This is a genomic window from Aliidongia dinghuensis (assembly GCF_014643535.1).
In the GTDB taxonomy this organism is placed as follows: Bacteria; Pseudomonadota; Alphaproteobacteria; order ATCC43930; family CGMCC-115725; genus Aliidongia; species Aliidongia dinghuensis.
In genome coordinates this window covers 423,550-434,873 of the sequence record NZ_BMJQ01000003.1, presented here as the reverse complement: position 1 = coordinate 434,873, position 11,324 = coordinate 423,550, and the positions used below count along the sequence as shown (strand labels likewise).

Genomic DNA, 11,324 nt, shown 5'->3' with positions numbered 1-11,324 from the left:
CCCCGCCATGGCGCTGGCGGAAACGACGGGCCTCGGGTCAGTCGAGTGGCTTGCGGGCAGCCATGACCCAGCCGTTCACCGGCTTGTGGCGCTCGCTGCGGAGCGCGCCGGCTTCGAGGCTGGCGATGTCGAGCCCGGCCGCGCCCATGGCCTCGACCAGATGGTGGCGGGCATGGGCGAAGCGGCCGTTATAGTGCAGGACGAAGGGCGCGCCCGTCCCGTCGTCATCGAGCTGCTCGACCGTAAAGGCGAACAAGCCGCCCGCGCGAAGCGCGTCGGCCGCTGCCCGGGTGACCAGGCCCAGGTCGCCGAAATAGACGAGCGTGTCGGCAGAAAACACCAGGTCGAACGCGCGTGGATGCGCCGCCAGATAGGCGGTGAGCTCCGCTTCCTCGAGCCGGTCGTAGCCGCGGTTGCGCCGCGCCTGTTCCAGCATGCCGCCCGACAGGTCGACGCCGACGAGCTCGCGGGCGAAGGGCCTGAGGAGCTCGGCCCACCGGCCCGTGCCACAGCCGGCGTCGAGCACGCTCAATTGGCCGCCGGGTGCGCCCAGTGCGCGGCCGACGGCTGCCGCAAGCAGCCGCGGCGCCACGTAGTCGAGGTGCTCCAGATGCTCGTCGAAGCTCGTGGCATACCCGTCGAACAGGCGCTTGATGTAGCGGTCCGACGCGCGCGGCTCGATACCCTCGCCGGTCAGCGCCGACAGGATATGGCGGGCGCCCGCATGGTCGGGATCGCGCGCCAGCCATTCCTTCAGCGTCGCGATCGTGTCCGCCGGGGTCCGGCTGTGGCGGTACTGGGCCTGGATCATCGCCTCGAACGATCGGCTGCGGCCAGGATCGAGCGTGAGCGCCGCCCGGAAGGTGGCGATCGCCCGGGCGAGCGCGCCGCGCCGGCGCAGCAGCAGGCCCAGGTTGTGATGGAAATCGGCCCGGCGTGGCTCGAGGGCGATCGCGCGTTCGAGCGCCGCCTCGGCCTCTTCCGGCCGATCCAGCATGCCCAGCACCAGGCCAAGATTGTTGTGGCCGTCGGCGAAGTCCGGCCGCAAGGCGAGTGCCTTGCGATAGGCCCCCTCGGCGTCGGCGAGTGCGGCCCGTTCGAGATGGATGTTGCCGAGGTTGTTGAGGGCGGCGACGTCGTCGGGCGCGAGCGCCAGGGCACGGCGCATCAGCTCGAGCGCCGCCGCGTCATCGCCTCGTTGATGGCTGAGGACGCCCAGGAAATGAAGCGCGCTGGCGTTTTCCGGATTTTGGGCAATGAGGGCCCGATAAGCGGCTTCGGCCGCATCGAGCTCGCCCGCGCGATGCCGGGCGACCGCCGATCTCAACAGCTCATCCAGATCGGACACTCCCGCACCTCGCGAACTTCTCGACGGACGTTGAAATTTCTGGTGGGCTCACAGCCGAGCGGAATCGATTTCCTGCAAGCAAAGGCGATCAGGATCATAGGGAACCGGCGGCGGGCCGCCAACAGGTCATCCGAACTCGTCGCGGCCGATGCTTCGATCGGCAAGAGCAGGCTCGGCGGCGAGGGACAAATCCGCTAATTTGCAGCGGTGCGAACAGAGGCGAGCGAAATGCCCTTCAGCCAGACGCAACGACAATTCTCCGTATCTTCGCCGCTCGGCGAGGATGTGCTGCTGCTTCACCGAATGAGCGGCATGGAACAGCTGAGCGGCTTGTTCGAATTCACGCTCGACCTGCTGAGCGAGAAGCACACGATCACGTCCAAAGACCTGCTTGGCGAGCGGATGACCATCACGGCCGACCTGCCGGACGACACCAAGCGCTACTTCAACGGCGTCGTAACACAGTTTGCCCATACGGGAGGCGATCTCAGGCTGTCGTCCTACCGGGTGACGCTCCGGCCGTGGCTCTGGTTCCTGACGCGGGTGGCCGATTGCCGGATCTTTCAGGACAAGGCGGCACCGGACATCATCCTGTCCGTGTTTCGTGATCTGGGCTTCTCCGACTTCACCAACTCGCTGTCGAAGACCTATCCGTCGCGCGACTATTGCGTCCAATACCGCGAGACGGACTTCGATTTCGTCAGCCGGCTGATGGAGGCGGAGGGCATCTACTATTACTTCACCCACGAGGACGGCAAGCACACGCTGGTGCTGGCCGACGGCGTCGGCGCGCACAGCACGGCGCCCGGCTATGCGAAGGTGCCCTACTATCCGCCCGATGACGCCGACCGCCGGGAGGCCGACTGCCTCGAGGATTGGTCGGTCTCGACCGAGATCCGCAGCGGCAAATACACTCATACGGACTTCGACTTCACGGCGCCGCGTAGCCGCCTGCTGTCGGAGAAGCCCAGCGCTCTGCCGAAAGCCCGAACCGACCTCGAGATCTATGACTATCCGGGCGGCTACGATGTGGGCCAGGGCGGTGCCAGGCTGGCTGGCGTCCGCATCGAGGAACTGGAGTCGCAGTATGAGCTCTATCACGGGCATGGCGACGTGCGTGGCATCGGCGCCGGCCGGCTCTTCACGCTGACGGGGCATCCGGTTTCCGCCCTTTACGACCAGCAATATCTCATCGTCGCCTCGTCCTATTCGGCGCAGTCCGCCGAATTCGTATCGGGTGCCCCGAGCGGGGACGCGTTCATCTGTTCGATCGTGGCGACCAAATCCAGCCTGCCGTTCCGGCCTGCGCGGGCGACGCCGCGCCCGATCGTGCGCGGGCCGCAGACCGCCATGGTCGTGGGCAAGGCCGGCGAGGAGATCTGGACCGATTCCTATGGCCGGGTGAAGGTCCAGTTCCATTGGGATCGGCTGGGCAAGAAAGACGAGACCAGCTCCTGCTGGCTGCGCGTATCGCAGCTTTGGGCTGGCGAGAAATGGGGGGCGATGTTCCTGCCGCGCATCGGCCAGGAGGTCATCGTCGATTTCCTGGAGGGCGATCCGGATCGTCCGATCGTGACCGGACGGGTCTACAACGGCACCAGCATGCCGCCCTATGCGCTGCCGGCGAACCAGACCCAGTCGACGATCAAGAGCAACTCGAGCAAGGGCGGCGGCGGCTCGAACGAGATCCGCTTCGAGGACAAGAAGGGGTCCGAAGAGGTCTATATGCACGCGCAGAAGGACTTCAACACGGTCGTCGAGAACGACGACACGTTGAAGGTGCTGCACGACCAGACCATCAGTATCAAGAACAACCGGACCGAGACGGTCGAAGAGGGCAACGAGACTGTCACGATCAAGCAGGGCAAGCGGGCGATCACGGTATCGCAGGGTGATAACAGCACGACCGTGTCGCAGGGCAACGAGAGCCTGACCGTCACCGCCGGCAACTATACGATCAGCGTCAACGCCGGGAAGATCTCGGTCACGGCGGCGCAGGCGATCGAGCTCACCGTCGGCGGCAGCTCGGTCAAGATCGAGCCGGCGCAGATCACGCTGTCGAGCGTCATGATCAAGGTCGCGGGCAGCGCCCAGACCCAGGTTTCCGGCGCCATGGTTCAGGTATCCGCCGACGGCATGCTACAGTTGAAGGGCGGGCTCACGATGATCGGCTGACGGCCGACGAGGACGCGACCACAAGAGGAGAGAGGGCTTGTCTCTGCCGTTCAAGAAAGTGACGCTCCCCGTGCCGGACATCTGCCAGGGCCTGGCGCTGACGCCGGAGGCGCAGGCGCTGAACGCGCCCGGCACCGCGGCGCAGACGCTATTCGAGGCGTTGGTGGCACAGGAGCTTTTTGCCGATGCGGTGCGCTTCCTCGCGCGCGGGCTGCCGAAGCGCGAGGCGGTATGGTGGGCCTGTCTCTGCGCCCGCGACCGGTTGCCGCCTGATGCGCGGCCCGAGATCGAGGCGGCGCTCAAGGCTGCCGAGGACTGGGTCTATCGCCCGACCGAGGAGAACCGCCGCGCGGCGATGGCGAAGGCCGAGGCCGCCCAGTTCGACACGCCGTCCAGCTGGGCCGCGGTCGGTGCCTTCTGGTCGGGCGGCAGCCTGTCGCCGGCCGGTAATCCGGTGGTGCCGCCGGCCGAGCATCTGACCGGCCTTGCGGTGTCCGGGTCGATCATGCTGTCGGCTCTGCAGACCGAGCCGCAACAGGCACCGGACCGCTATCGCCAGTTCCTCGCCTACGGCGCCAATATCGCCGGCGGCGGGCGCGGCCGCGACACGGCGCCGGCATAAGCGGGGAGGGCTAAGCCATGGGCCAACCGGCCGCACGCATCAGCGACATGCATGTCTGCCCGATGACCACCGGCCCCGTGCCCCATGTCGGCGGGCCGATCCTGCCGCCGGGCGCGCCGACCGTGCTGATCGGCGGCCTGCCGGCCGCGCGCGTCAGCGACATGTGCACCTGCGTCGGGCCACCTGACGCGATCGCCATGGGCGCGCAGACCGTGCTGATCGGCGGCCTGCCGGCTGCGCGGATGGGCGATTCGACGGCGCACGGCGGCATGATCGTCATCGGCTGCCCGACCGTTCTGGTCGGTTGAGCGAACGGGTGGTGCCGGTTCAGCCGGTGATGGAGATCACCGGTCCGTTCCGGTAAAATGCTGTAGGACTCTCAAGGGTATTGCGGGGGACGTCCCGGCCCGGTCTTGACCAGAGGGGATCGTTCATGACTCCGAATTTTCGCCGGCTGCATTTTAGTCGGCTGCCGGTCATGGTGGCGTTGGGGCTGTTCGTGGCGCTCGGCTGGGACGGCGCCGCCTCGGCCCAGGCCACCAACAGCACGAAATGCGCCGGCTCGCTCAACGCAACGCAGATCGTCGACTGCCTGAAGGCCTCGCCGCCGGTGACGCGCGGCCTGCGTGTCAGCAACGCGCCGCCGGCCCCGCCGGCTGCCTCGGCCGGGGCCAACCTCAAGGTCGAGTTCGGCTTCAATTCCGCCGCGCTCACCGGCCCGGCCACCAAGGCGCTCGATAATCTCGGCCATGCGCTGACCGATCCCTCGCTCAAGGACGCGAGCTTCCAGATCGCCGGCCATACGGACGCGGTCGGCTCCGACGAGGCCAATCTCGCGCTGTCGGAGCGCCGGGCGGCGGCGGTCAAGGATTACCTCGTGGCGAAGTACGGCATCGACCAGAACCGGCTCAAGACCGTCGGCTACGGCAAGACCCAGCTGCTCGACCCGGCCAACCCGACGAGCGGGGTCAATCGCCGCGTCCAAGTCACGATCGCGGGCGAGTAGCGATCCGGCAAGCTCCCGGCCTTTATAGCCGGGAGCTTGGGGCCGGGAGCGCCTACTTGTGCGTCTCGAACAGGCTGTAGCTCGAGATGACGCCGGGACCGGTGCGCCGGAGTGCTGCGTCGAGCGCGTCGCCGTATTGATCGAACGATTCCTGCTCCGGCCGGCTCTTGTCGAACAGCGGCTTCGGCGAGACGAAGGTCACGATCATGTTCGCGCCGAACGGCTCGCTTACTTCGTAGATCTTCTCGTTGGGCTTCGGCGTCGGCGACGCGGTGCCGAGCGTCACGCGGGTCCCGGCCTTGATGAGAGCTGCGGGTTTGCCCGGCAGCGGCAGCATGTGGACCACGCTGCCGGTATTGTCGATGTAGTCGACATAGAGATAGCCGTCGCGGTCGCCGGTCCGCGCGTTCAGCACCAGCTTGTCGCCGTCGTGATAGATCTTGGTCGAGCGGTTGAACTCGACCGCCGGGGCGTCTTCCGTCGTGTTCGTGTCGAGCAGCTGAGCCACGGTGCAGAACGGCCGTTCCAGCACCTGGACGCCGCTCGCCGCAATCTCGGCGCCGCGCACGCCGACCAGGTTCGCCCGCAGGCTCGAGAGGTCGAGCTGGCTCGCGACATAGCCCGACACGGTGCCTTTGAGGTCGTCGCCGAGCGAGACGGTGAGATGCGCGCATTGGTAGCCCGCCGTCACCTGCTGGGCCGCGGCGAGCACGTCCTCGCGCTGCGGCGCCGGACCGGGAGCGGTTGCGGTCTGGGTCGGCGTCGTTTGGCTTGGCGGCGTCTGGGGCTGCTGCTGGACCTGGGGCTGGGTCGCATCAGTCTGGGCGGTCGGCGTGACCGGCCTGGCAATCGGCGGAGCAGCCGGGGGCGTCGGGCGCAGGAAGTACCAGCCGGCGCCGGCGATCGCTGCGACGGCGACGACGGCGGCGCCTGCGACCGGAGCCATCGAGCGGCGCTTGGCGGGCGCTGCCTCTACCGGACGCGGGGGCGGCAGTGCCGTCTCGTGCTTGGCCGGTTCCGCCGGCGCCAGGAAGTCGAAATCGGGCGGCGGCTCCTGCTTCACCTGCGGCGGCGCGCTGCGCGCGGGCGCCGGGACGCCGGCAAGCAAGTCGCGCATGGACTGCGGCCGGTCCGCCGGGTTCGGCTCCAGCAGCGGGGCGATCACGGCGCGCAGTTCCTCGGGCACGGCACTGAGGTCCGGCACCCCACGGCGCGCCTCGATGACCGAGATCGGCGAATTGCCCATCGGCAGCGGCCGGCCGATCGCGGCGGCGGCCAGCACCAGGCCCAGGCTGTAGATGTCGGACCGGCCGTCGACCGTGCCGCCGTAGAGGCCGAGCTGTTCCGGCGAGACCCAGGAATATTTGCCGGCGAAATCCTGGCCGACCACGGTGCGGTCGCCGGGCTCGGTCGACTTGGCGATGCCGAAGTCGATGATCTTCGCCTGGTCGGTCCGATCCTCGACCAGGATGATGTTGTCCGGCGAGATGTCGCGGTGATAGATGCCCTTCTCGTGCGCTGCGGCCAGGCCGCGCGCGACCCGGTCGCGCAGCTGCAGGATCTCGGTCGTCGAGAAGCGCCGCGTGGCCATGACGTGGGCGAGCGACGGTCCGTCGACGAATTCCATGACCAGGTAGCGCAGGCCGTTCTCGTCGAGGAACAGACCCTCGTAACCCACGACCGCGTCGTCGCGCACGCGCCGCAGCTTGCGGGCCTCCTCCTGGAACAGCGAGATGAAGCGCGCCTCGCTCGCGAGCTGCGGCAGGATCACCTTGATCGCGTGCTGGGAGCCGAGCTCCGTATGGCGCGCCCGATAGACCTCGCCCATGCCGCCGCGCGCCAGCAGCGCCTCGATCTCGTAGGTATGGGCCAGAATGGCGCCGGTCGTGATCGAGGCCAGGCTCGGCACCACCTTGGGCCCGGAGGTCGAGCCGGTCGGCGTGGCGGGGTCGGTCGATGGAGCGGGATCGGCGGCGGCCGGTGGTGAGGTCGGCGCCACCGTCTCGCCGCCGGCTGCGGCGAGCTTGGCGGGTTGCGGCGCGAAGATCGTCGCCTCGTTGTCGTCGGCACTCTTGGAGGCGGGCAGGTCGTTTCCGGGAGGGTTGGTCAGACCTGACATGAAGGCTCGCTAACGACGGAGGCGGAAACCAGCCGGAAGGTGCATGGAAAGGATCGGCCGCCGCCCAGAACGAAGACGACGCCCACCCTCGGGGGCATCTTTCCGATGCGCCCGAGTATAGGGACTTCGCGCCACTTTCGATAGTGGTGGCGCCCACATGCGGCGATAGTGGACGCCGATTTTCGGCTTATCTGGCGCGGGCTTCGCGTGCCGCCGCCTTCCAGAACTGCCACGGCCGCTCGATCTCCTTTTCGATCGCGAGCGCTGTTACCGCTTCCTCGGGCGAGAGATATTCCACCGGGCCGAGTTTGAGCGCTTCCGACACCAGCTTGGCGTTCACCTCGGTATAGACCGCACGGTAGACCGCCTGCTTCAGCGTCGGGCCGACCACGGTCGAGCCGTGGCCGCGCATGAGCACGGCGTTCGACGCGCCCAGCGTGTCGGCGAGCGCCTTGCCCAGATGCCGGTCGCGGATCAGCAGGTCGGTCGCCGGCCCGCCGGCGTCGCGGATCTCGAAGATGTCGGCGCCGTGGCCGAGGAACCCGCACATATGGCAGGCCGGCTTGAAGCGCACGCTCTTCACGATGCTGAACGGCACGACCGACGGCGAATGGCTGTGCACGACCGCCATCACGTCCGGCCGGGCGCGATAGATCTCGCCATGGATGAAACGCTCCAGATAGACGCGCCGGGTCTCGCCGTTGAGCGGCGTGCCGTCCAGGTCGAACTCGACGATGTCGCTGGATTCGACCGAGCCCGGCGCCATGTTGCGCGCGAGCAGGAAACGGTCCGGATGCTTGTCGTGGCGCACGCTGACATGGCCGAAGGCATCGACCACGCCTTCGGTGAACAGGATGTGGTTGGCGTCGACCAGGTCTTCGAGCAGCTGGGCGTCGACGTTGGGCAAGACGGTCATCTACGGAACTCCGGGATCAATGGGGAGGCAGGTTGGAGCGGCCGCGCAGGTCGTCGGCAATCTTTTCGGCCATCATCAGGATCGGCGCGTTGGTCGGGCCACGGACGACGCGGGGCAGGGCGGAGCCGTCGACGACGCGCAGGCCCTCGATCCCGCGCACCCGCATGCGGCCGTCGAGCACGGCATCATCGTCGCCGTCGGCGCCCATGCGGCAGGTCCCGACCGGATGGTGCAGCGTGATTGCCGTGCGGCGCACGAAGGCATCGATCTCCGCATCGGTCGTCTGGCCGGCACCGGGCGCCAGTTCCTCGGCGATGAAGGGCTGGAGCGGCGCCTGGGCGCCGATCTCGCGCATGCGCCGCACCATGGCGCGGATGGTCTGCCGGTCGCCCTCGGTCGCGAGGAAATTCTGCCGGATGACGGCCGGCACCGTGGGATCAGCCGAGGCGAGCTGGACCGTGCCGTGGCTCTCCGGCTGCAGCATCACGCCCTTGATGCCGAAGGCGTCCGTATAGGCCTTGAGAAACGGTTCGAGATGCGGCGCCGCATTCATCGGCCCGGCGGCCAGGATGAACTGGGCGTCGGGCAACGCGACGTCGGGCTGGCTGCGCACCAGCCCGACGGCAGCGGCCGGGATGCGGCTCGCCAAGCCCGTGCCGAACAGGAAGGCGCGCATGAGGTCGATGCCGATCCGGTCGAGCCTCAAGCCGCGATGCAGCGGCCCCGGCGTACGCCGCCGCCAGCGCACGTCGCACACGACATGGTCCTGCAGGTTGCGGCCGACACCGGACAGCGCCGCCCTGACCGCGATGCCGTGGCGTCGGAGCTCGGCCGGGTCGCCGATGCCGGACAGCATGAGCAGCTGCGGCGAGTTGATGACCCCGCCGCACAGCAGCACGCCGCGCTCGGCGCGGATCTCATGCGTCGCGCCGCCGCGGCGATAGGCGAGGCCGGCTGCCCGTGCGCCCTCGAACAGCACCTGGGTCGCGAGCGCCCCGGTGCGGAGCGTAATATTGCCGCGCGCGAGCGCCGGCCTCAGATAGGCGACGGCGGCGCTGCAGCGCAGGCCCCGGCGCAAGGTCGCCTGCATCGGGCCGAAGCCGTCCGAGCGGGCGCCGTTATAATCGTCGGTCCGGCCGTGGCCGGCGCGGTCGGTCGCGTTGAGGAACGCCTCGACCAGCGGGTCCTCGAAGCGCAGGGTCTCGACGGTCAGCGGCCCGCTGCCGCCGCGCAATTCGCTTTCGCCCGCCTCCCAGGATTCCGAGTGCTTGAAATAGGGCAGCACCCGGTCATAGGACCAGTCCTTGAGGCCCAAATCGTTCGCCCAATGGTCGTAGTCTTCCGGAATGCCGCGGGCATAGGCCATGCCGTTGATGGACGTGCAGCCGCCCACGACCTTGCCGCGCGCGCATTCGATGCGCCGGCCGTCCATGCCTGGCTCGGGCTCGGTGAAATAGCCCCAGTCGAACATGCGGTGCTTGAGGATCAGGCCCCAGGTGAGCGGGATCTTGATGATCGGCGAGCGGTCGGCGCCGCCCGCCTCGAGCACCAGGATGCGGACGTCCGGATCCTCGCCCAAGCGATGGGCCAGCACACAGCCGGCCGAGCCCGCGCCGACGATAATATAGTCGAAGCTTTCGACCATTTCGGGTCAGGCGGCCGCGAGCTTGACGTTGATGTTCTTGACCTGGGTGAACTCCAGGAGCTCCTCGAAACACTCCTCGCGGCCGATGCCGGACTGCTTCACGCCGCCGAACGGTGCCCCCAGGAAATGCTGGCTCGTGTTGTTGATCCAGACGTAGCCGGTCTCGATGCGCGATGCCGCCCGATGGGCGGTCGCGAGGTCGCGGGTCCAGATTGAGCCGGTGAGCCCATAGTCGACCGCGTTCACCTCAGCGAAGAGCCGATCCTCGTCGTCCCAGCGGAACACCGACATGATGGGTCCGAATACTTCTTCGCGGGCGAGCCGCATGTCGGGGCGCATGTCGGCGAACACGGTCGCCTCGTAGAAGAAGCCATTGGCGAGCGCCGGATCGGCCGGCCGCTTGCCGCCACACACGAGCCGCGCTCCCTCGTCGAGCGCCGAGCGGACGAAGCCCTCGACCTTGTCGCGCTGCGCCTCACTCACGAGCGAGCCCATCGTCGTCTTCGGATCGGTCGGCAGGCCCGGCTTGTGCCGTTCGGGAATGAGCCGCGCCACTGCCTCCAGCACGCGGTCGTGGATCGAGGCATGCAGGAACACCCGGCTGGTCGAGCCGCAGGACTGGCCGGCCCAGGTGAAGTTCATGCCCTGGACGAGGCCCTGGACCAAGGCCTCGAAGTCGGCGTCGGGATAGGCCACGAGGGCATTCTTGCCGCCGAGTTCCAAGAGCACGGGCTTGAGCGTGTCCGCAGCACTCCGCATCACGGCCTTGCCCGTCGGCACGCCGCCGATGAGCGTGATCTTGCGCACCAGCGGATGCTGGGTCAGCGCTTCGCCGCACGCCCGGCCGCCGGCGAGGAAATTGACCACGCCTGCCGGGAAGATGTCGCCGATCAGCTCGGCGAGGCGCAAAAGCGACAGCGGTGCCTGGTCCGGCGCCTTGACCACGACCGTGTTGCCGGCTGCAAGCGGGGCGGCGATGCGCAAGGCGGCGAACATCAGCGGGTGGTTGTATGCCACGATGCGCGCGATGACGCCCATCGGCTCGCGCACCGTGTAGTTGAGGTTGCCGTCGCCCATCGGGATGGTCTCGCCCTTGAGCTCGGTCGCAAGCCCGGCGAAATAGTCGAGCCCGTTCGCGGCGAAACGGGCATCGCCAGCCAGCATGGTCATCGGGTTGCCGGTGTCGAGCGCGTCGAGCAGCGCCAGCTCGTCGGCATGGGCGCGCAGCACCTCGGCCGCCCGGCGCAGGAGCCGGCCGCGTTCGGCCGGCAGCATGCGGCGCCAGCCGCCGAACGCCGCATGGGCAGCGTGCACCGCGGCGTCGACGTCGTCCGCCTCGGCGACCGGCGCCGCGGCGATCGGCTGGCCGGTCGCGGGCGCGGCACTCGTGATGTAGCGGCCGGCTGCCGGCGTGTGCCAGGCGCCGCCGTAATAGAGGTCCCGGTGCTCGGGCAGTACGCCCGCAGGGATCGTGAATGCCGTCATGACGGGCT

10 protein-coding genes are annotated in these 11,324 nt (G+C 68.4%); 5 read left to right on the top strand and 5 right to left on the bottom strand.

Translation table 11 applies throughout. The annotated features are described in order from the left end of the window. Window positions 1-37: 37 nt before the first annotated feature. The gene (locus IEY58_RS07940) at window positions 38-1,258 is read right to left on the bottom strand and encodes a tetratricopeptide repeat protein (protein WP_407648382.1); all 1,221 of its coding nucleotides are present in this window, start codon (window positions 1,256-1,258) and stop codon (window positions 38-40) included. On the opposite strand from IEY58_RS07940, the gene IEY58_RS34320 reads away from it, so the two are divergent. From IEY58_RS34320 to IEY58_RS07920, 5 genes are all read left to right on the top strand, one after another. After that, window positions 1,202-1,546, top strand: a complete 345-nt coding sequence (locus IEY58_RS34320; protein WP_229743566.1) for a hypothetical protein — start codon at window positions 1,202-1,204, stop codon at window positions 1,544-1,546. The genes IEY58_RS07940 and IEY58_RS34320 overlap by 57 nt on opposite strands. 30 nt (window positions 1,547-1,576) lie before the next feature. After that, window positions 1,577-3,523, top strand: a complete 1,947-nt coding sequence (locus IEY58_RS07935; protein ID WP_189044323.1) for a type VI secretion system Vgr family protein — start codon at window positions 1,577-1,579, stop codon at window positions 3,521-3,523. A 37-nt stretch (window positions 3,524-3,560) separates the two neighbouring features. Beyond that, window positions 3,561-4,145 (top strand): DUF6931 family protein, encoded by a 585-nt coding sequence (locus tag IEY58_RS07930; protein ID WP_189044322.1) that lies wholly within the window; start codon window positions 3,561-3,563, stop codon window positions 4,143-4,145. A 17-nt stretch (window positions 4,146-4,162) separates the two neighbouring features. Further along, window positions 4,163-4,453 (top strand): PAAR domain-containing protein, encoded by a 291-nt coding sequence (locus tag IEY58_RS07925; protein ID WP_189044320.1) that lies wholly within the window; start codon window positions 4,163-4,165, stop codon window positions 4,451-4,453. Window positions 4,454-4,578: 125 nt separating this feature from the next. After that, entirely contained in the window at window positions 4,579-5,151 is a 573-nt protein-coding gene (locus IEY58_RS07920) for an OmpA family protein (RefSeq protein WP_189044318.1), read from the top strand. 52 nt (window positions 5,152-5,203) lie between these two features. Here the strand turns inward: IEY58_RS07920 and IEY58_RS07915 are convergent, their stop codons facing one another. From IEY58_RS07915 to IEY58_RS07900, 4 genes are all read right to left on the bottom strand, one after another. Then, entirely contained in the window at window positions 5,204-7,270 is a 2,067-nt protein-coding gene (locus IEY58_RS07915; RefSeq protein WP_189044316.1) for a serine/threonine-protein kinase, read from the bottom strand. Between the two features lie 187 nt (window positions 7,271-7,457). Further along, window positions 7,458-8,186, bottom strand: coding sequence for a class II aldolase/adducin family protein (locus IEY58_RS07910; protein ID WP_189044314.1), 729 nt, complete (start codon window positions 8,184-8,186; stop codon window positions 7,458-7,460). A 16-nt stretch (window positions 8,187-8,202) separates the two neighbouring features. Continuing rightward, on the bottom strand, window positions 8,203-9,831 hold the full coding sequence (locus tag IEY58_RS07905; RefSeq protein WP_189044312.1) for a GMC family oxidoreductase: 1,629 nt from the start codon (window positions 9,829-9,831) through the stop codon (window positions 8,203-8,205). 6 nt (window positions 9,832-9,837) lie between these two features. Then, a complete protein-coding gene (locus IEY58_RS07900) occupies window positions 9,838-11,316 on the bottom strand; it encodes an aldehyde dehydrogenase family protein (RefSeq protein ID WP_189044310.1) in 1,479 nt (492 codons plus the stop codon). Between the last annotated feature and the right edge of the window lie 8 nt (window positions 11,317-11,324).